Here is a 22,763-nt window from a genome sequence, read left to right on the forward strand (position 1 = left end):
ACTAATAATTTAAAATTTGAATTTTATACCGAGCAAATAATTCTGCCCGTAAGTGTCTTTCCTGATGAATATATTTTTACCGACAGTCTGGTGCGGAACCGGAATTTCCAAGCCGCCTGTGTATGCCTGTGGTACATACAACTGGTAAGGTGTATTAAGAATATTATTCACTTTGGCATATATGTACCAGTGTTTTACGACTCTTTTTTCAACGGAAAAATCCAACTGCGTAAATCCTTTTTGCCATACATCTTCATTATAAAACTCAGAGACTGTGTTGATGCGTTTGCTGGTATAATTTAAAGCCAACTGAGCATTCAAGCCTACTTTGTTATCATCTTTATACAACAAAGAAAGATTGGCAATATGCTTTGCCTGTCCTTGCATCGGACGTGTTTCGTCTTTCATTTCGCCGGTACTGCGTACAACTTTGGAGGTTGTAATGCGCGAATTGGTATAAGTATAATTTGCCTTTATGCCGAACCATCTGAAATATTTGGTGGCATCCAGTTCAAAGCCATAATTAGAAGCATTACCAAAGTTTTCTGCCTTATAGAATAAGCCTTGTTTTTCGTTAGCTAAAGCATATTCAATCGGATTTTTGATTCTTTTGTAAAACACGCCTGCCAATATTTCATCAATACCCGTAAAATAATATTCGTATTTTAAATCAAAGTTGTTGGAGGTAGAATGTTTCAAATGCGGGTTGCCTTCTTCTGCGTAATCGTCCTCCGCTTCCTGCAATATGTGCGGAACAACTTCGTAAAAATTCGGACGACTAATAGCTGCATAATAAGACAAGCGCAATGCCTGATTTTTATTCAGAGAATATTTGATATTGGCACTTGGCAATATATCGTAATATTTTATTATCCCTGTATGTCCAGTATCGGCAGTCGGGGGCACATTATTTTCCCAGTTGAAATAAGTATGTTCGTAACGAACACCGCCTACAATATGCAGTTTATCGTTCCAGTCGAGCGTTGCCATTGCGTAAGCTGCGCCTACATTTTCTTTAGCATCATAATTCAGCGCATTAGTAGCAGAGCCTTGCGGATTACCAATGATAAATGAATGACCCGTAACATAGCCTTCATATCCAAAGTTTCCGTCGGGTGTAAACCTGTAATCGTCATACTCGCTGTGTCTTGTTTTGTTGCGGTACATTCCACCCGCGCTCCAGTCAATATGCGTATTGCCAAATGTTGATTTATATGTTAAGTTGAGATAACCGCTTTTGTCTTCATCGGAACTGTGGGTAAATTCACGGCTTGTTTTATCATCCAGATTTACCGGAGTTGCCACCAAAGAACCGTTTGAAGCAACTACCTGATTATTGGCGCTCAAAGTACCTTCATCGGGACGATTCAATATTGCTTTTGAATAAGCGCCAATCCAGTTGATAGTAAAATTATTGGCAATAATATGATTGCCGGTTAGCGTGGCATTAGCTATTTGTTGTTTTTCATAAACATCTTTCCACGATAATGATACACGACCTGTGCCGGGCAGTATAGCGCGTCCCAATATTAAATTAGTGTCTGCCGCAAATTTATATTCATATTTCTGCAACGAAGTCCACATACCGAACAGGGCGATTTTGTTATTTTGGTTAAATTGGTAATCCAGTTTTCCCTGCAAACCTGTTCTTTGCTGGCGAATAGAATAATTTCTTCTGTCCTCCGACGAAATTTGAGGTCCGTTGTTGCTTTCGGTATTTTGCTCAAAGAAAAGAGACTTAACGTTTTTGTAATTGTTCAGGTAGCTGCCGCCAACAATAATGCCAAGCTTGTTGTTGAACAGTCTTCCGCCCAAAGTAAAATTGCCTTGCGTAGCAACAGGCGTGGATTTGACAGTGTGGCTGAACATATTGTAGGGAAAATCTTTCAGGCTTGCCTGATAGTCTGAACCATACAAACTTCTCGGCGAAGCATCAAGGCTTGGATAATGGCTGAACTTATTAAAGTCCTTGCTTCCGCTTGCATAGCCTGCGCCGAGATTTGCCGTTACGGAAAATTTTGAAGGTGCATCTTTCATTACCATGTTTATCGCGCCGCCGATGGCATCGCCTTCCATATTCGGTGTGAGCGATTTAAAAATTTCCAGTCTTTCCAACAAATCATTCGGGAAAATATCCAGAGGAACGTAACGGTTTTTATTGTCGGGACTTGGAATTTTGATGCCGTTTACCAACGTATAAATATAACGTTTGTCCATACCACGGATAATCACGTACTGCCCTTCGCCGTTGGTGCTTCTTTCGAGAGAAACGCCCGAAATACGTTGTGCTGTATTTGCTACGGACAAATCAGGCGAAAGCTCAATAGCCCGCGCCGATATTGAGTTCTGGATAATATTTGAATTTTTATCTGCCAAAAAAGACGCCTGCTCGGAACTGTAACGATGACTGTAAACCACCACATCTGTAGTGTTTGGTTTTTCTTCCTGCGCCAATGCAATGGTTTTGTTTTCCGCTATTGCCGCTAAATCGAGCGAAACATCTTCCGAGTCTGCAATATAACCAACATAAGAAACTCGTAAATGATAATTCCCATCAGGAATATTTCTTACAATGAAACTTCCGTTTAAGCCGGAAAAAGAAAACATTTTCTGAGACGGATTACCCGGATTAATCAGCGTAATCGAAGCGCCCTGCAAAGGCTCGTGTGTTTTCCCGTCAATAACAGTTCCTTTGAAATCCGTTATTCCCGCAGCGTTTTGGGTGAAGCCCGAATGAATAGCCAAAATTGAAAAAACCGAAAGCAGTGTAGTAATTCGTTTCATTTGAATAATGAGATATTTTGGACAAAGGAACACTTGCTATATTATCAAATTGTGAACTCAGAATTAATCCTGAATTAATTCTGAACAAAATCTGAACAAGGAAAAATATTTTTATCAATAAAGAAGAAAGCTAAATTGTGTAATAGCTTTAGCTTTGAATATGACCGCGAAAAAAATTATATCATTATCTCTTTTAATCTTCAGTATTCAATTTTCACACGCACAAAACGTTGTCGATTCTACACACAACCTGGACACCGTGCAGGTTACAGCGTTTCAACTGCAAACGCTTCGCGAAGATGCGCCTGCGGCAATTGCGGTCGTCAGCAAGCAACAACTGCAATTATTGGACAACACTTCTCTCGTCCCGATTTTCAATACCATTCCCGGCTTGCGTATGGAAGAGCGTTCGCCGGGCAGTTATCGTTTATCCTTGCGCGGCAGCTTGGTGCGCTCGCCTTATGGTGTGCGCAACGTAAAAATTTATTGGAACGATATTCCTTTGACCGATGCCGGCGGCAATACTTACTTGCAATTGGTGGACGGAAATCAATTACAATCGGCGGAAATTATCAAAGGCCCCGCAAGCAGCTTGTACGGCGCAAACACAGGTGGCGCGGTCATTCTCCACTCGGGGAATATTTATTCAACAAAGAAAAATATTTTCAATGCAGGCATCACCGGCGGCTCGTATAATTTGTTTGATGAACACGCCGGTTGGACTCTTACCAATAAAAATTTTCAAAGCAATCTGGAACAATCGCATTTGCACAACGACGGTTACAGGCAACAATCTGCTTTGCGGAAAGATGTGATAAAATGGGACGGCTATGCAAATTTTTCTAAAAAGGAAAAGCTGAATTACCTTGCTTTTTATTCCAACATATATTATCAAACGCCGGGCGGATTAACGTTGCGGCAATTGGGAACAGATACAACAGCTTACCCTTTGTCCGTAGCACAGCACGCGGCAATTTATAACAAAACTATTTTTGGCGGTGTGAGCTTAAATTCTTCGTTTAGCAAGCATTTTGACAATACAACTTCGCTGATGCTGAACCACACGTCGTTCAAAAATCCGTTTACCAACAATTATGAAATCCGCAATGAATGGAACTATGGCGGAAGAACAATATTTAATTATCACACAAGTTCCTCTGCTCTGAAGTTCAATTGGAATGCGGGTTTCGAGTGGTTACAGAATCATTCGCACATTGACGATTACGGCAACAAAGCAGGAAAAGTTGATACCGTTCAGTATAAAGACGAATTATTTGCTACGCAATATTTTGCTTTTACCCAAGCGACTTTGCAAGTAAATAATCGATTTATTTTTCAGGCAGGATTGAGTAATAATAAACAATTTGTTCGTTATCGCCGTCCATCGGATAATACGCAAAATGATTTTGTAAAAGGACAAATCCGCAATATGCCTGCGCCGCGTTTCAGCGCTTTGTACAAAATCAACCATTCAATCAATGTTTATGCCATTGCCGCAGAAGGCTTTTCGCCGCCGGCTTTGGCGGAATTGCATCCGTCCAACGGAACATTCAACGATTCGCTGCAGCCTGAATACGGTTGGAATTTTGAGTTGGGTTTTAAAGGAAACATTCTCCGGCATCGTTTGCAGTTTGATGCTTCCGTTTATTCATTCGGCTTGCACGATGCGATTGTTTCGCGCGGAGCTGCAAATAATGTTGCATACTATGTGAATGCAGGCAGTACAAGGCAGCGCGGCATTGAAGTGTGGCTGAACGGAATTATTTTGGATGATGAAAATCATTTTATTTCGCAACTGACTTTAAGCAATAGTTTCAGTTACCAACCATATAAATTTACAAGTTATATTGAAAGCGGAAATGATTATTCGGGCAATCGATTAACGGGCGTTCCAAAATATATCAATGCAACAACGCTTGTGGCGAAAACCAATGTGGGCGCGTATTTGAACGTTATTCTGAACAATGTTTCTTCGCTTCCTTTGGACGATGCAAACGATGCTTTTGCGAAGCCTTATCATTTATTGCAAAGCAAAATCGGCTATCGGCATTCATTGAAAAATTTTCAATACAATGTCTTTTTAATGGTTGATAATTTGCTGAACGAAACCTATAGTTTGGGCAACGACATCAACGCTTACGGCGGCAGGTTTTATAATCCTGCACCTAAGCGAAATTTCAGCGTGGGCGTTGATGTTTATTTTTAGTTTTTTTGTTCTTATCCATATCAATTGCATTATTCACTTTTTCCTGCACTGCATTTAATTGTGTATCTACTTTATTTAAAAAATGTGCTTTTGTTTTATGCCCGGGCAAAAATCTTCTGGCGATGGTAATTCTGAAAATCTGGGAAAATAATTTGTAATTGCTCGAATAATAGCTTTTTAAATATTGACTATTGTCAAATATAGAAGCATCAATATTCCACAAACTTGAATTATAGCCTGCACTGATTCTGTAATTCAAATTGGGAGAAAAAGAAGCCGTATTTTTTGAAGCTGTATTTGTATATTCTTTGCCGATGGTAAAATCAAGGTTTTCCGTGATGCCGCCGGAGACAAAAAAGTGTTTATCAAAAACAAAGGTGTAAGCATAACCGATGCCCGGTCCTATTCTCAACGAATGATTTTTGTAAACCGCATTTTGCGGAAAATTATCGGCGATTGCCACAGGCGTTAAAGCACTGTCGCCGTGAATAGCGCCATAATAAATTTCGCCGCCGAGTAATAGAGAACCTGCCGGTTTTAATTGCCAATCGTTTTGCGTCATTACAGCGCGGTAAGAAAATTTATCTGAATTTAAAATCCGCCAGAAGTCGCCGCCAATCATGGTTGTAGCAATATCGGGACGCAGATAATAATTGTTATTTACAGAAAACGCGCTTTGCGGCGAGAGATACATTCCTTTGTAATGTTGTATGCCAAAATCGTACACCCACTGATGCTTGTATAATGAACTCATAAGGCTGATAGTATGCGTTTTTCCTTTGTCTTCATCACGACCCAAAACACCATAAGCGAAGTCTAAGGTCACATACCGGTAACTCACGCCGACGCCAATACCTTTGGAATTGTTGGGCTTGTAATTAAAAGAATTGGTATGCGGCGTGCGAAACTCAATGCCGGTATTTGTGCGGCTGTAATAGATACGCGCAGTTATCATTCTGTCGTAATCATCAATGAAAGTGCTGTCTGTATTCCCCGTAGATGTGCCAATACGCTTCCAGAAAGAAGCCTGCCCGAACAGATGGTTTTTGCACACTGTACAAAACATCAAAGGAACAAGAATGAATTTACCGTATTTCATTGAAATAATTTTATGAGAGTCAAAACTAATTGCTTTGAAAGATACAGCAACATTGGCTTGTATCTGAAACGCAACTCCTAAAAAATATAATAAACCCGTTAAAGTTTATAGGTGTCCATCTTTTCGTAACATAATAATCAATGCGTTGAAATAAGCTGTTTAAAAATCCTCAACATTTGACAACCGGCAGGTTTTGCCGATTACTAAGAGCTATAAAAATAAGCAATGAGCAAGATTTTTATAAAAAAACTGAATAAACATTTGTTTGTTAATTAAAATACTTCTACTTTAGCGCATTCAAATTTTTCGGTAACGTTCCCGAAAATAAACAAAAGTTTGTTATAGGGCGTTTCTGATAATGTTTATAGCAATATTAAAATCATTTTATTTATTATGAAGTGCAAGCAATTACTTTGTTTTCTGTCATTTGCATTTTTGCTTTTCATCGGGAACGATGCCGAAGCACAACAAATGAGAACAGTTTCCGGTATCGTAACGAGCAGCCAGCAGAATGTACCGTTAACCGGAGTTTCCGTACAACTTAAAGGAACAGGCAAAGGTACATTTACAACTGCGTCCGGCTCTTATCAAATTAATGTGCCCGATACAGCAGGAATTTTAATTTTTTCTTACATTGGTTATCAGTCGCAAGAGATTCCGGTTACATCAAACGACCTTAATGTTACTTTATATCCGGACAGCTCCAACCAGTTGAGCGACGTGGTTGTGATTGGGTACGGTGCGGTAAAAAAAGAAGACGCGACAGGCGCTATCACGACAGTTAGTTCAAAAGACTTCCAAACCGGCGCTATTACTTCGCCCATGCAGTTGATACAAGGCAAGGCTGCCGGCGTATCCATTATTTCAAATGGCGGGGCTCCCGGCAGTGCAAACACTATCAGAATACGCGGTATGGCTTCCTTAAACGGAAGTAACGACCCATTGATTGTGATTGACGGAGTTCCTTTTGCCGGAAAAATAAATCCTAACGATGCGAGTGGTATAGCAGGAATTTCCGACCCGCTTGCTCTAATTAATCCGGATGATATTGCATCTTTTACTATTTTAAAAGATGCATCGGCTACGGCTATTTACGGCTCGCGCGCTTCCAACGGCGTTATTTTAATTACAACGAAAAAGGGTACAATCGGCAAGCCTAAGTTCGATTTTAATACTACTTTTTCCTTGTCAAAACCCGAAGGATACATTTCGGTTTTGTCTCCGGATCAATTCCGGGATTATGTAAATACTTACGGCGATTCTACGGAGCAATCATTGCTGGGCGATGCAAATACCAACTGGCAGAAAGCTATCTATCAAACAGCACTAACCACCAATAACAATTTAAGCGTCACAGGAAGCTGGGGTAAATGGTTGCCTTACAGAGTTTCCGTGAACTATCTGAATCAGCAGGGAATTTTGAAGACAGATAATCTTCAAAGAGAAACAGGTAGCATCAGCTTAACGCCCTCCCTGTTTACCAATCACTTGAAGGTGGAATTGAATATGACCGGTTCGCTTACAAAGTCGCGCTTTGCCAATACCGGCGCTATTGGTGCGGCAGTAATATTTGACCCGACGCAGCCTGTCTATGATCAAAATAACACATTGTTTGGTGGATATTATCAATGGATGAATTCCAATGGAACACCTAACAGTCTGGCTACACACAACCCTTTGGCATCGCTGGAACAAGAGCATAATATTGGCAATGCAAGAAGAAGTTTTGGTAATTTAAAACTGGATTATTCATTGCATTTTCTTCCAGAATTACATTTGATAGCCAACTGGGGATATGATGTATCGCAAGGGCACGGGTATGATGAATTCGATTCTACGGACAGAGATGTTTACACAGGTGTATATGCAGGAAAAATTACCCGTTATCATCAGAAAACCACCAATGTGGTTGCTGAATATACATTGAATTATATCAAAGACTTCCCGTCCATCAAAAGTAATATCAACGCTATGGTAACTTATGGATATTACAACAACAAACAGACGAATGACAACTTCCCGACTTATGATTTGAGAGATACATTGCTGCCCGGCACTACGCCGCTTTTCCCCAATGACATACAGGAAAATACACTTATCTCTTATTTGGGACGTTTGATTTATACGTTTGACGGGAAATATACCTTAACGGCATCTTTGAGAAGAGATGAATCTTCCAAATTAGCACCCGGATTTCGTGCCGGAACACTGCCCGGTATTGCTTTGGGCTGGAATATCAAGAAAGAAAGCTTTTTGAAAAATGTGGATGCGGTTTCCGGTTTAAAACTCCGCCTTAGCTATGGTAAAACCGGCAACGTTGACGGGTTGGGCAACTATGGATATATTCCAAACTATAGTCTGAGCACCGAAGGCTCACAATACCAGTTAGGCAATAATTATTATCTTCTATTTGCGCCGGTTGCTTATGTGTCCGATTTGAGATGGGAACAAACAGCCTCTAAAGATATAGGATTGGATTTCGGATTTTTGAATAACCGTATTTCCGGCTCAATTGATTATTACAGCAAGCATACCGATAATCTGATTGCTACTGTTCCTATTGCAGCGGGCACGAACTTTATCAATCAGGTTACCAAAAACATCGGTTCTATGCGTAGCCATGGTTTGGAATTTAACCTGAATTTGATACCTGTGCAAACAAAAGATATTGACTGGAACATGAATTTTAACCTTACAACATTTTCTATTAAAGTGTTAAGTGTTGGCAACAGTGATTCTGCACAACAATTTACCGGTAGCATTTCGGGCGGTGTCAACAACAAAATACAAATAAGCACTAAAGGTATTACGCCATTCAGTTATTATGTATATCATCAGGTATATGACCAAAGCGGACTTCCGCTTGAAGGCGTGTATGAGGATGCCAATGGGGATGGAATAATCAATCAAAATGATTTGTATCCTTATCACTCTTCTTTCCCAACATTGGAATTGGGTTTCAGTACTTCGTTCCGATACAAAAAATGGACTGTTGCTACAGTATTGCGCAGCAACATAGGTGCATACAATTACAACAATGTTCAGTCAAATTTGGCTAATGGTCTTACAATGCTAAACCCATCTGCGGGTTATTTGGGAAATGCAGTAACAGATATACTGAATACGCATTTTCAACAACCGCAATATCTGTCGGACTATTATGTGCAGAATGCGTCGTTCCTGCGTATGGACAATTTGAGTCTGACTTATAATATAGGTGCAATATTTAAGAATAAAGCAAACCTGATGTTGAGTGCCAATTGTCAAAACGTATTCGTAGTCACAAAATATCCCGGCTTAGACCCGGAAATTTCTTCGGGCATAGACAATGGTTTTTATCCACGACCACGTACTTATTCTTTAGGTTTAAATCTTGGATTCTAATATAAAAAAGATAAACAGATGAAAAATAAATTTTTAAAAATAGTTGTTATCGCGCTTTGCGTTGGGATGGTTACAAGTTGTAACAAAATGCTGGATCTTCAGCCAACCAACAGCTTTACATCAGGTACCGTATTTAATTCACTTGCAACTACCAAACAGGCTTTGGCAAAAGTATATGCAGCATGGGGACTTACCGGCAACAGTGGAAACGGAAGCTCGGATTTGTCCGGCTACGACCCTAACTTTTCCGATTTTTTAAGGTCGTTTTATTATTTACAGGAATTGCCGACAGAAGAATCAATTTGCGCATGGAACGATGCGGGTGTACCGGATTTTCACAATTTAAGCTGGGTACCGACCAACAACCAGTTTATTGAGGGAATGTACAATCGCTCCATTTATCAAATAGATGTGGCAAATGCCTTTTTAAGGCAAACTGCGGCAGATACAGTAGAGAATGCAAATTTCAGTGCAGCCGATGCCGACTCCGTAAAAGTTTTCAGAGCCGAAGCACGTTTTATAAGAGCATATCAATATTGGGTGCTCATGGACCTGTATGGAAATCCTCCGTTTACCGATGAGAACTCTGAGGTAGGCTCTGTAAATCCTCAGCAAATTAAACGAGCCGATTTATTCAAATATGTTGAAAGTGAATTATTGGCAATTCAAAATGAGTTGAAACCTGCCGGTCAAAATGAATATGCCCGTGCCGACCAGGGCGCAGACTGGGCTTTACTGGCGCGTTTATATTTGAATGCAGAAGTATATACCGGAACACAGAGATATACCGATGCTATCACCTATGCCTCTAAGGTTATCAACAGCGGGGTTTACGATTTAAAGTCAAATTACAATGAGTTGTTTTTAGCAGACAATAATGTAAATAATCCTGAACAAATATTATCGATTGCCTATGACGGAATTAAAGGTCCTACAAATGGCGGAACTACATTTTTAATGCAATGTTCTTACAATTCCGATATGGAAGCCGATGTTAATTACGGCTTTAACGGCGGAAACCTCGCGTGGGGCGGAATGCGGGCAACATCTACACTCCCAAAATTGTTCGGCGACGATTATACCAAATCCTCAGACTCAAGAGCACGTTTGTTCTATGGCAGTACCTATGACATTGCCGACCCGAAAAACTTTAAGCAAGGCATTGCAGTTACAAAATGGAGAAATGTGAAATCCGACGGAACAATACCTGCAGGTACCGTAGATATCGCTTCTACCGATTTTCCATTGTTCCGCTTAGCAGAACAATACTTAATTTATGCAGAAGCCGTGCTTCGCGGCGGCACCGGCGGAGATATGACTACTGCAATAAGCTATTTTAATAAAATTCGCAAACGCGCTTATGGAAATGAGTCCGGAAATGTGTCAAGTATCAATTTGAATTTGATATTGGATGAAAGGGCGCGTGAATTTTATTGGGAATGTATGCGCCGTACAGATTTAATACGCTTCGGCAAGTTTACCTCATCGTCGTATGTGTGGCCCTGGAAAGGCGGGGCAGCCGATGGTACCGGCGTAAGCGATAAATACAATCTCTACCCGATTCCGGTAAGCGATATTCAGGCAAACCCGAATCTTACACAAAACACAGGATATTAATCAATACAAAATTTTATAGTGAAAATGAAAAAGCTATTAAGTAAAAAATTATTCTTTTGGATGCTTCCACTCTTTGTTTTTGGCGCATGTAATAAAGACGGAGTAAAAGTAGTTGCCACACAGGGAACCCCATCAGATTTAACGGCGAGTACACAAGCATTAAACTACACCACAGCAGACTCCGCTAACGACGCCATTTCTTTCAGTTGGGGAGAATCCGATTTCGGATATAGTGCAGCCGTAACATATTATTTGCAGTTTAGCTATAAGGATTCAGACTTCAGTAAGGTTTATAGCTTGGCTGCCGGTAATGCACTTTCTCAAAGTTTTAAAGTCGCAGATTTTAATACTATTGTTTTAGGAGCAAAATATACCGCCGGCCAACAGAATACAGTATCCGTAAGGGTAAAAGCTCAGATAAGCGACAGCAATTATGTTTACTCCAATGTTTTACAAATAACTGTAACGCCATATCAAACAGAAAGAGTAATTACTTATCCGCCTTTGTATGTACCCGGCGATTATCAGGGCTGGGGACCAGGCAGTGCAATCATTGCTAAGTTATATTCTCCTGCGGACAATAAAGTATATGACGGATATATTAATCTGCCAAGCGATACAAATTATTTTAAATTTACAGCAGAACCGGACTGGGACGGAACTAATTACGGTTCCGGCGACAATATTGCCGATGGAGGTGGTTTAAGTACTGATGGAGGAGCTGGTAATCTTATGGTGGTTGGTGCCGGTTACTATTTACTTCACGCCGATATTCCTAATTTAAAATGGACAGCGACTTTGCAAAACTGGGGAATCATTGGCGACTTCAATAGTTGGGGCACAGATGTTCCTTTTGATTTCGATGAGGTAAACCAAGTTTTGGTAAAAACTATACAACTTCCGGCAGGCGGCTTTAAATTTAGAGCAAATCAAAGCTGGGAAGGAAATGATGCTAATCCAAATTATGGTGGTACTTATGACCCGACTTCGGGAAATGTCGCTTTATCTCTTGGCGGTGGAAATATTACAATTCCTACAGCAGGCACATACAAAATTACGTTGGACTTGCGTGTTCCAAGCGAACCCGTATGTACTATAGCTCAACAATAAAATCTTATCTTTTTCAAAAGCCCTGTATGAAAATTTATAGGGCTTTTTGTCTTTAGTCAAATTATAAAAATGAAAATTCTCAGCACATCTTTAATTTTTTTAAGCGTAATCACATCATCAGTAATGGGGCAAAAAAGTTCAGTATTAATTCAGGAAGAGAGGGCGAACGGGACTGTTCAGTCGGAAAAAAACATTGTTCAAAACAAAAGCTCGACAAGGAATAACTCTCCGGTTTTATCGCCCGGGAATATAACCAAAGTAAACACCGAAGGGCAGCAAATTCTTATTCAAACCGAAAATGCCTTCGCAAAAATCGAAGCCTATTCTCCAAGCATCATTCGGGTAAGAATTGACAAACACGAATTGGGCAGGGATTTTTCTTATGCAGTCGTAGGTAAGTCTCAAATATGTAAAACCAATATCGTTCAAAATGCCGATTCCATCATATTTTCAACGGATTCGATTAAAACAATTATTTATAAAAAACCATTTGCCATTGCGTTTTATACGCCGGATGGAAAATTAATAAATGAAGATGAGAAAGGCTTGAACACTTCATGGATTGGCGATGAAGTAACCACGTATAAAACGATGCAGCCGGACGAACGCTTCATAGGGCTGGGCGAAAAAACAGGGAATCTCGACCGAGCGGGAACAGGCTATACCAATTGGAACAACGATTCTTACGGTTACAGTACTTCGCAAGACCCGATTTATTCAACGATTCCTTTTTACATCGGTCTGCACAATCATTTGAGTTACGGAATATTTTTCGACAATACTTATCAGTCCGATTTTAATTTTGGCGCAAGCAACAATCGCTTCTCTTCTTTCGGTGCACGCGGCGGCGAGATGAATTATTATTTTATTTACGGACAAACGGTGTCCAACATTATTACAGATTATACTTCACTCACGGGACGTATGCCTCTGCCGCCGTTGTGGAGCTTGGGTTATCAGCAAAACCGTTACAGTTATTATCCCGATTCGGAAGTTTTGCGCATAGCACACACTTTGCGTGAGAAAAAAATTCCTGCGGACGGTATCACGCTGGACATTCATTATATGGATAATTACAAACTGTTTACATGGAATAAAGAGCGTTTTCCCAACCCTGTTGCGATGAACAAAAAGCTCGAAGACATGGGTTTTAAGACTACTGTAATTGTGGATCCGGGAATCAAGGCAGAGAAAGATTATCCTGCGTATGAAGATGGATTGAAGAATGATATTTTTGTAAAATATCCCGATGGAACACCGTGGACGGCACAGGTTTGGCCCGGCTGGTGCAACTTTCCCGATTTTACAAGCACGAAAGGCCGCGAGTGGTGGAAACAGCAAGTGAAATTCTTTGCAAATACAGGCGTGGACGGCATTTGGAACGACATGAACGAGCCTGCAAGCTGGGGAAACAAAGTTCCGTCGAATGTAATTTTTAATTATGATGGACAACCGACGACCATGTTGCAGGCGCACAATGTTTTTGGTATGCAAATGGCGCGCTCAAGCTATGAAGGTGCCAAAGCATTGTTTCCGCGCCGCCCGTTTGTACTTACACGCGCGGGTTATGCAGGTTTGCAGCGTTACACCGCAATATGGACGGGCGACAACCGTTCAGAAAACGACCACATGATTTTAGGCGTAAGATTGTTGAACAGTTTAGGTTTGTCGGGTATGCCATTTACCGGCATGGACATCGGCGGCTTTACCGGCAACCCATCTATTCCTTTGTATGCACGCTGGATTCAGTTAGGTTCATTTTTTCCTTACTTCAGAAACCACACGGCGGTAAATACAAAGTCGTCTGAGCCATGGACTTTCGGCGAAGAGGTTACAGAAATTGCACGCAATTTTATCAGCCTGCGGTATAAATTGCTGCCTTATTTGTACTCGACTTTTTATGAAGCCACGCAAGACGGATTGCCCATTATGCGCAGCTTGGCGATTGATTATACATTTGACGACAAGGTGTATGACACTCGCTATCAGAATGAATATTTATTCGGTAGTTCTATTTTGGTATTGCCCTATCAGGGCGATGCGCAGTTTGGCGAAGCGTATTTTCCAAAGGGAAAATGGTATGACTTCTTTTCCGGAAAAATACAGAACGGTAATGAAGAAAAAATACTGAAACTTAATTACAGCAAGCTCCCTATCTATGTTAAAGAAAGCAGCATTATCCCGATGCAATCGCTGATTCAGACAACGGCGGAAATGCCGAAAGACACGCTGTACCTGCATATTTATAAAGGCGATGTGGATAATCAATTTGTTTATTACGAAGATGACGGAGAAAGTTACAAGTATCAAAACGGCGATTATTACAAGCGTTTGATGCAATACGATGCAGCAAATAAAACCATTCGTTTGGGAAAAGTTGAAGGAAATTTCCCCTCGAAATTCAAATACATAAAATTGATTTTGCACGGCTTTGATGCAACGGATAAATTCTCTGTAAATGGCGCTGTTGCTGACTTTGCGAAAGATTTTGTTGCTCAGCTCGTTCCCATTTCGAGGTTCGACCCGCAAGGTGTTTCCAATCCTGTTGAAGGCGAAGATGTGTTGAGTTGTACGATTAAGAATAATTCGGATGCAATCGAACTAAAATATTAGTTAATAATGAATTGCGATGTATAAAAATGGAAATGTATTGTGAGAAATTGAAACCCTTTGCATCGTCATCCCGAATTTATTTCGGAATCTCTTGAGATGCTGAAACAAGTTCAGCATGACGCGCATAGGTTTTCAACATTTTTCAAATCATCTTCAGCGATGGCTGTGTGAAGCGAGGGCGCTTCACACGATTATTCTGTCGCTTCATGGCGACTTCATAAAAATGATTTTATAATGAAACGACTTTTTTTATTGCTCACTTTTTGTTTTTTTCTTTTCGCTTCCCACGCGCAAATACCCGCATTGGAAAGAGTGGAACCCATGTTTTGGTGGACGGGAATGGTCAATCCGAAACTGCAACTGCTGGTACACGGCAATAAAATTGCGGATTACCAAGTACAATTAAAATACGCCGGCGTTACGCTCGAAAAAGTAAACAAGGTTGAAAATCCTAATTATCTTTTCCTTGACTTGTTGATTGATAAAAATGCACAGCCCGGCAAGTTCGATATTATTTTTTCACAAAAAGGAAAAAAGACTTTGCGTTATGTGTATGAATTAAAGCAACAGGATAATGCTATCAAAGCGCAAGGCGTTACCGATAAAGATTTGATTTATCTCATCATGCCTGATAGATTTTCCAATGGCGATACCACCAACGACAGAATTGCCGGAATGAAAGACCAAACGCTCAACCGTGACTCCATGTATTACAGACACGGTGGCGATTTGCAGGGAATTATCAATCATCTGGGTTACTTAAAAAATTTGGGTGTAACGGCAATTTGGCTCACGCCCGAAATTGAAAACGATATGTCGCACGCATCCTATCATGGTTATGCCGCGACGGATTTATACAAGATTGACCCACGCTACGGAACGAACAAATTATACAAAGAATATGTGGAAAAATGCCATGCGCTCGGTATAAAAGTGATAAAAGATGTGGTGCCAAACCATATTGGTTCGGAAGGTTGGATGATGCAGGATTTGCCGTTCAAAGACTGGCTGCATCAATGGAAAAATTATACCAATACCAATTATCGCGACCAGCCTTTGATGGACATTCACGCTTCTGCTGCTGACAGGAAATCGCAACTCGATGGTTGGTTTGTTCCTTCGATGCCGGATGTAAATCAGGATAATCCTTACGTGCAAAATTATTATATACAAAATTATATCTGGTGGATTGAGTATGCCGGCATTGACGGGTTTAGAATTGATACTTATCCGTACAACGACCCGCAGTTTATGGCAAATTGGGCGAAAGCCATCAATGCACAATTCCCCAATTTTACACTCTTCGGCGAAACATTTGTACAGACGGTTGCGGAACAAGCGTTTTATACCGAAGGAAACACCGTCAATCGCGGGTTTGATACACATTTGCAAGGCGTTACCGACTATGCTTTGAACGCGGCAATCTATGAAGCGTTGAACGGAAAAGATGGTTGGGATAATGGCGTAAACCGTTTGTACGAAACGCTTTCGCAAGATTTTTTATACAAAGATGCAACACGCAACAGTATCTTTTTGGACGACCACGATGTGAGCCGATTCTATTCCGTTGTCGGCGAAGATTTTGACAAATACAAAGAAGGCATCGGAATACTTTTGACGATGCGCGGCATTCCCGAATTGTATTACGGAACAGAAATTCTGATGAAGAATTTTGATGCGCCCGACGGACTTGTGCGTGAAGATTTTAAAGGCGGTTGGGCAAATGATAGTGTAAATAAATTTACTGCACAAGGAAGAACAGATTCGGAAAACATTGCCTTTAATTATGTAAAAACATTGGCGAATTTTCGCAAAACAAGTTCAGCTTTGCAAACAGGAAAGTTGATGCAGTTTGTTCCCGAAAATAATATTTATGTGTATTTCCGTTATGATGCTCAACAAACAATCATGATAATCGTAAACGGTAACGATACGCTGAAAACCCTGCAAACACAACGTTTCAGCGAAAGAACAGATGGTTTTACAAAAGCAATGAATGTAATTACAAAAGAAAATATTCCGGATATAAATTCAATCCTTCTTCCTAAACATTCAACAACAATACTTGAGTTGGAAAAATAATTTTTGTGAATGAATACTTCGCAACGTCCAAATAAACCGCGGCTTTCAACGGCGCAAATCATCAACATGAGCGTTGGTTTTTTCGGCATTCAATTCGCTTTCGGATTGCAGAATGCGAATGTAAGCCGCATCTTCCAAACGCTTGGCGCCGACATTGATTCCATTCCTATTTTGTGGATTGCCGCGCCGCTCACGGGCTTGATTATTCAACCATTGATTGGTCATGTGAGTGACAAAACATGGTTGGGAAAATTAGGAAGACGACGACCGTTTTTCTTCATCGGAGCGTTGCTTGGTTCATTGGCATTGTTCTTTTTTCCGCAGGTAGGCGCGTTGTGGATTGCCGCAATTTTTCTTTGGATTTTAGATGCTTCCATCAATGTTGCGATGGAGCCTTTCCGCGCGTTTGTGGGCGATATGCTACCCGATGAACAGCGCACTTCGGGCTTTGCCATGCAAAGTTTTTTCATTGGTTTGGGCGCGGTTATTTCGTCGGTGCTGCCTTATGTTTTGACACATTTTCATGTGAGCAACGAAGCGCCGAAAGGCGTTATTCCCGACTCGGTAAAATATTCTTTTTACATAGGCGCAATTGTTTTTATTGCTGCGGTGCTTTATACCATTTTTACAACAAAAGAATATTCACCGGAAGATTTTAAAAAATTCGGCTTGATTGAAGAAACGCACGAAGCGAACATAAAAACGCCTGCGAAAAAGTTTTTATCAAAAGGAACTACTTGGTTAATTATAGGACTAATACTTTCGGCATTATTATTTTTCTACAATAAAAATCATACAGACAATCCTTTGGAAAAAGAGTTGTATGTTTTAAGTTTTGGAATTGCAGTTTACGGTTTGTTTCAGCTCATTGCCTTTTTATTTTTAAAGCGAAATAATAAAAACGGATGGGTGGAAATTGCTGATGATTTGAACCATTTGCCGCACACGATGCGCAAACTTGCGGTGGTACAGTTCTTCACATGGTTTGCATTATTTTCCATGTGGATTTATTCCACGCCTGCATTGACTCAGCATATTTATAACACTACGGATTCATCGTCCAAAGCATACAATGATATGGCAAACTGGGTCGGTGTCATGTTCGCTTGTTATAACGGTTTTGCGGCGTTGTTCGCTTTTGCGCTTCCTTTTCTCGCAAGAAAATTATCGCGTCCTGTAACACACATGATTGCTTTAATCTTCGGTGGCTTGGGTTTGATTTCTTATTATTTTTTCAAAACAGAAAATACATTAATCATCAGTATGCTCGGCGTGGGCTTTGCGTGGGCAAGCATTTTATCCATGCCTTATTCCATGCTTACGCAGGCATTGCCGCAAAAGAAAATGGGCGTATATATGGGCATTTTCAACTTCTTTATTGTGATACCGCAAATACTTGCCGCAACATTGTTGGGCATTTGTACAAAAAGATTGTTTCATGGAAATGCAGCAATGACAATGGTTTTAGGCGGTGTGTCTATGATCGTAGCAGCATTGCTTACACTTCGGATTAAAGATGCTGCCATGAAAAGATATTATAAAAGCTATTAAAAAATGGATATGAAAAATCATTTCGGAAAAATATTTTGTGCTTTATTTATTATTGTATTTATGTGCAGCTGTAGTAAAAAAAGTGTAACCCCTACACAGCCGGCGCAACCGGATTCGACTACAACAGCACAAGATGTTCCGGCGGGAACAGCCGATGGCGTTACGTTTTTCAGCAATGGCGATTCGGCAATTTTTAATCTGTATGCACCGGATAAAAAATCTGTTTATCTCATAGGAGATTTTAATGCCTGGAATACGAGTGCAACTAAAATGATTAATTCGACCGATGGCAATCGCTGGTGGGTAAAAATCGGCGGTCTCGACCCGGCAAAAACTTATACTTATCAATATTATATTGATGGTGCCTTAAAAGTTGCCGACCCTTACTCGCACGAGATTTCAGACCCGAATAATGATAAATATATTCCTTCGAGCGTTTATCCACATATACCTGTTTATCCGAGCGGACAAACAGGCATTGTGAGTGTGATGCAATACAATGCACCAACGTATAATTGGAAGACAAGTAATTTCCAAAGAGCTGACCCTAAAAATTTAGTTGTGTATGAATTATTGGTAAGAGATTTTGTGGCAACACATTCTTATAAAACGCTTACCGATACATTGGATTACATTGCACGGCTTGGTGTAAATGCGATTGAATTGTTGCCCGTGAATGAATTTGAAGGCAATGATTCCTGGGGTTATAACAGCAATTTCATGCTTGCATTGGACAAATATTATGGTACGCCGAACGATTATAAAGCATTTATCGATGCGTGCCACGCGCGCGGCATTGCCGTAATCCAGGATATTGTGCTGGAAGACCAATTCGGCTCTTCGCCATTGGTGCAAATGTATTGGAATGCAAATACAAATACGCCTACACAAAACAGCCCTTGGTTTGATTCTGTTACAACACATCCTTACGGTGTAGGTTATCAGTTGAATTATCAAAAGCCGGCAACGGTAACTTTTGCCGAAAATGTTTTTCATTATTGGTTAAAGGAATATCATATTGACGGCTTCCGTTTAGACCAGGCAAATGGCTATACACAAACCAATTCCAACACCAATGGAAATCTTTGGACGGCTTACGATGCAGACCGTGTAAAAACACTCACAACTTTGAATACGTATGTCAAAGGCATCGACCCGACAGCTTATATGATATTGGAAGAATTTGCAGAACCTTCGGAAGTAGAAGCATTGGCACAACAGGGTATGATAAGTTGGAACAATCAAAACCCTGCAGGTACACAGGCTGCAATGAGCTATAACGATGCAGGCGGTTCCTGGGATTTGTCGAGTTTGTTTTACAATCATTTTGGCATAGACCAACCCAATGGATTAATGGGTTATGTAGAAAGCCATGATGAAGTGCGTGTGCAATTCAAGAACGGCGCGTATGGAAACAGCAGCGGAAGTTATAGCATAAAAACTTTAGCAACAGGTTTACAGCGCGATGCAATGCTGGCAACATTTTTATTTTCTGCGCCCGGTCCGAAAATGTTTTGGATGTTCGGCGAGCGCGGCTATGACGATGCGAGTGCAGGGCCTGATTACGGAAACCTGAATAACACGGGCGACAAAAGAACTGACGACCAGCCGCCGCTTTGGAATTATATGAGCGATGCGAACCGTGCAGCGTTGTATAACGTTTATGCCAAAATGATTCATTACAAAACGAATAACCCTGTTTTTACAACAACAGATTTTACATATAGTTTGAATAACGCTGTTAAATGGATTCAATTAAAAGGAGCAGATGGTACAAATGTGGAAGTTGTGGGCAATTTTGATGTAGTGCCGCAAACTACAACTATCAATTTTCCTGCTGTCGGAACTTGGTATGACAATCTCTTGGGCGGAAATATTAATGTTGCTTCCGCATCGTACAGCATTACGTTGCAGCCGGGAGAATATCATGTGTACAGCAATTCGGCACTCCAATAATTTTCTACCGAAAAAACATTAAATTCTACCTTATAATCCGGAAAATAAATTTAACCTTGAAGCAGTATTTTGGTCTTAATATTGTAGTAAGGAATTAATTTCCGCATTATTAAAAATTAAAAAAGTAATTTATGAAAAAGACTCTTATCGCAGCTGCCGTGCTTTTAGGAAGCCTATCGCTGCATCAGGCAAACGCCCAGATAAATATAAATGTAAACATCGGAAGCCAGCCAAGCTGGGGACCCACCGGTTATGATTATGTGCAATATTATTATTTGCCGGATATTAATTGCTATTACGATGTAGTCCACAAACGTTATTATTATCCTGTAGGAAATTCATGGCATTATAGTACAAGATTACCTCGCAGATATGCAAATTATAATATTTACAATTCCTATAAAGTAGTGGTAAACCGTCCTACTCCATACAGAACAAATGCGCAGGATATTCGTGATTACGGCAAATACAAGGGACAGCATGGACAACCTATTATCCGAGATAGCAAAGACCCAAAATATCATCATGATAACGGTCATAAGAAAGGACACAATAAAGGCAGAAGATAATAAAAAAAGGAGTGTAAAATTTACACTCCTTTTTTTATTTCTTGAGATAACCTAAATCAATTCGATTACTTTTTACCACCGGAAGACGCCGGAGCATTTTTCTTAGCTAAATAAGCTTCGATTGCATCCGCATTTTGTTTAGCGACATCATTATTGGGGTCGATAGCTAAAATAGCTTTCAAATATTTTAATCCGGTTGGATAATCACTTTTGGAATTTATATAATAACCTGCCAATACACCATACAATGGTTCTATATCCCCCGCAACACTATATTTTGAAGTATCTTTCAGCATTTGATTGATATAATCTTCCACATAAGGCGTTGCGGCAGTTGTATCTTTCTGCATTAGTTTGCTTGTAGCCAAATATTTGTAACCAAAAATCTGGTCGGGATATTTGGTTTTGTATTTTGTAAAGAAAGAGTCTGCAATTGCATAATAAGTTGAATCGGATGATGATGCAACTTGCAACGCATCGTTGCCCACATTGAATATTGCCAAATTGTAATTGTCAGATGTAGAATCTTTGGAATCATATACTTTTCTGTCCCAGTTATATTTGTCGATTGGCTTACCGGCTTTATCCAACGCATACGAGATTGAATCGGAAATCGTTGCTTTGTCAGATGCGAGCGTATCCAATTCGTAAGCTTTAATCAAGTAAGCAGCAGCAGTATCAGCCATTCCGGGAACATCTTTGTAGATAAAGCCTGCAAAGGCATAATCATAAGGCTGAATATTGGATGGCGCCACACTTGAAAAGAATTTTTTAGCATAAGAAACAGCCTGCGCAGTATCGCCGGTTCTATGATAATCTACCGCTAACAATAAAGGCAGACGCGGGTATGTTCCACAAGTACCGGATTCCATTTCTTTTGCTTTAGCAATAGATTCCTGGTAACTACCTGAACGGAAAAGATATTCTGCCTGATAATACTGTATGTAACAACCACCATCGGAATTGGCTACATATTTATCTAAATAACCTTTGGCTTTACTTGCATCTCTCGTTTCCCAATAGTTGAAATATGCCAGATAGATAGGCGCATAAGTGGGGTCAGCAGTAATCCCTTGCTGATACCAGTTGTCCATTATTTCAAAATTATCCTGCGCCTGAAAAATGCGCCCCATGTGATAATAACCTTCAGCATATTTAGGATTGCGGGTAATTGCGTCATTAAACGCACTGAATGCATTTCCACCCTGGTCGCCGCCTATTTTCAAAAAGTTTAACCCTTTATAAATACAAGGTTCGGGAGACGTTTTGTCCAGAGCCTCAGCTTGCTGTAAAGCCGGAATAGCGTAAATAGGGTCGCCTATATCCTTATTGCCATAAGCGCTTGCACGACCAATAGCGGTTAAGATAGCGGCACGGTCTTCATCTTTGTGTCTCCCTTTGAAATTGGAAGTACTGCTTGCCTGGTCAAACTTTTTTTCTGCATCGTCATTCTTATGATTGATGTAATCAATCTGTCCCAATCCTACCAAAATCCAGGGGCTGTTTACACCTGCAGATGCTGTTTGCTGGTATAGCGTTGCAGCTTTTTGTATTCCATCTGCTTCGCCGTCTCTATTGTTTAAATACACCTGCCCCAACCAATACGCAGCCTGGTCGTCTTTCGGATTTTTTTGCAGCAATTGTTGAAAAGTTTGCGTAGCAGAAGTAAACTTTCCATAATAAAGCGCTTGAATGCCGTCTTCCAGTTTCTGCGCCGAAACCAAACTGATACTGCCTGCGACGGCAAGCGCACTAAAAACAATCTTCTTCATTTTCTTTGATTTGATTTTTT

Annotated in this window: 12 protein-coding genes; 9 read left to right on the top strand and 3 right to left on the bottom strand. The window is 40.4% G+C overall.

From position 1 onward, the window contains the following. Window positions 1-9: 9 nt before the first annotated feature. Window positions 10-2,784, bottom strand: coding sequence for a TonB-dependent receptor domain-containing protein (locus A9P82_RS11420; RefSeq protein WP_066207923.1), 2,775 nt, complete (start codon window positions 2,782-2,784; stop codon window positions 10-12). Between the two features lie 160 nt (window positions 2,785-2,944). On the opposite strand from A9P82_RS11420, the gene A9P82_RS11425 reads away from it, so the two are divergent. Then, window positions 2,945-4,990, top strand: coding sequence for a TonB-dependent receptor (locus tag A9P82_RS11425; RefSeq protein ID WP_066207924.1), 2,046 nt, complete (start codon window positions 2,945-2,947; stop codon window positions 4,988-4,990). On the opposite strand, the gene A9P82_RS11430 is transcribed toward A9P82_RS11425, so the two are convergent. Then, on the bottom strand, window positions 4,962-6,089 hold the full coding sequence (locus A9P82_RS11430; RefSeq protein WP_066207926.1) for a DUF4421 family protein: 1,128 nt from the start codon (window positions 6,087-6,089) through the stop codon (window positions 4,962-4,964). The genes A9P82_RS11425 and A9P82_RS11430 overlap by 29 nt on opposite strands. Before the next feature lie 393 nt (window positions 6,090-6,482). Here A9P82_RS11430 and A9P82_RS11435 point away from each other — a divergent pair, with 393 nt between their 5' ends. From A9P82_RS11435 to A9P82_RS11470, 8 genes are all read left to right on the top strand, one after another. After that, window positions 6,483-9,473 (top strand): SusC/RagA family TonB-linked outer membrane protein, encoded by a 2,991-nt coding sequence (locus tag A9P82_RS11435; RefSeq protein ID WP_066207928.1) that lies wholly within the window; start codon window positions 6,483-6,485, stop codon window positions 9,471-9,473. 18 nt (window positions 9,474-9,491) lie between these two features. After that, a complete protein-coding gene (locus tag A9P82_RS11440) occupies window positions 9,492-11,090 on the top strand; it encodes a RagB/SusD family nutrient uptake outer membrane protein (RefSeq protein ID WP_066207930.1) in 1,599 nt (532 codons plus the stop codon). Between the two features lie 24 nt (window positions 11,091-11,114). Further along, window positions 11,115-12,200, top strand: a complete 1,086-nt coding sequence (locus A9P82_RS11445; RefSeq protein ID WP_066207932.1) for a SusE domain-containing protein — start codon at window positions 11,115-11,117, stop codon at window positions 12,198-12,200. Between the two features lie 69 nt (window positions 12,201-12,269). Next, on the top strand, window positions 12,270-14,813 hold the full coding sequence (locus A9P82_RS11450) for a glycoside hydrolase family 31 protein (protein ID WP_231891151.1): 2,544 nt from the start codon (window positions 12,270-12,272) through the stop codon (window positions 14,811-14,813). 234 nt (window positions 14,814-15,047) lie between these two features. Next, the gene (locus tag A9P82_RS11455; RefSeq protein WP_066207933.1) at window positions 15,048-16,895 is read left to right on the top strand and encodes a glycoside hydrolase family 13 protein; all 1,848 of its coding nucleotides are present in this window, start codon (window positions 15,048-15,050) and stop codon (window positions 16,893-16,895) included. A gap of 9 nt (window positions 16,896-16,904) precedes the next feature. Beyond that, window positions 16,905-18,446, top strand: coding sequence for an MFS transporter (locus A9P82_RS11460; protein ID WP_066207935.1), 1,542 nt, complete (start codon window positions 16,905-16,907; stop codon window positions 18,444-18,446). Between the two features lie 9 nt (window positions 18,447-18,455). Next, on the top strand, window positions 18,456-20,402 hold the full coding sequence (locus tag A9P82_RS11465) for an alpha-amylase family glycosyl hydrolase (RefSeq protein ID WP_066209877.1): 1,947 nt from the start codon (window positions 18,456-18,458) through the stop codon (window positions 20,400-20,402). Between the two features lie 131 nt (window positions 20,403-20,533). Continuing rightward, window positions 20,534-20,971: a hypothetical protein gene (locus tag A9P82_RS11470; RefSeq protein ID WP_066207937.1), complete on the top strand. Its 438-nt coding sequence runs from the start codon at window positions 20,534-20,536 to the stop codon at window positions 20,969-20,971. A 65-nt stretch (window positions 20,972-21,036) separates the two neighbouring features. Here A9P82_RS11470 and A9P82_RS11475 read toward each other — a convergent pair whose 3' ends face one another. Further along, complete coding sequence (locus A9P82_RS11475; RefSeq protein WP_066207939.1) at window positions 21,037-22,743, bottom strand: tetratricopeptide repeat protein; 1,707 nt, start codon at window positions 22,741-22,743, stop codon at window positions 21,037-21,039. Window positions 22,744-22,763 lie beyond the last annotated feature (20 nt).

This window comes from Arachidicoccus sp. BS20, from assembly GCF_001659705.1.
Taxonomy (GTDB): domain Bacteria; phylum Bacteroidota; class Bacteroidia; order Chitinophagales; family Chitinophagaceae; genus Arachidicoccus.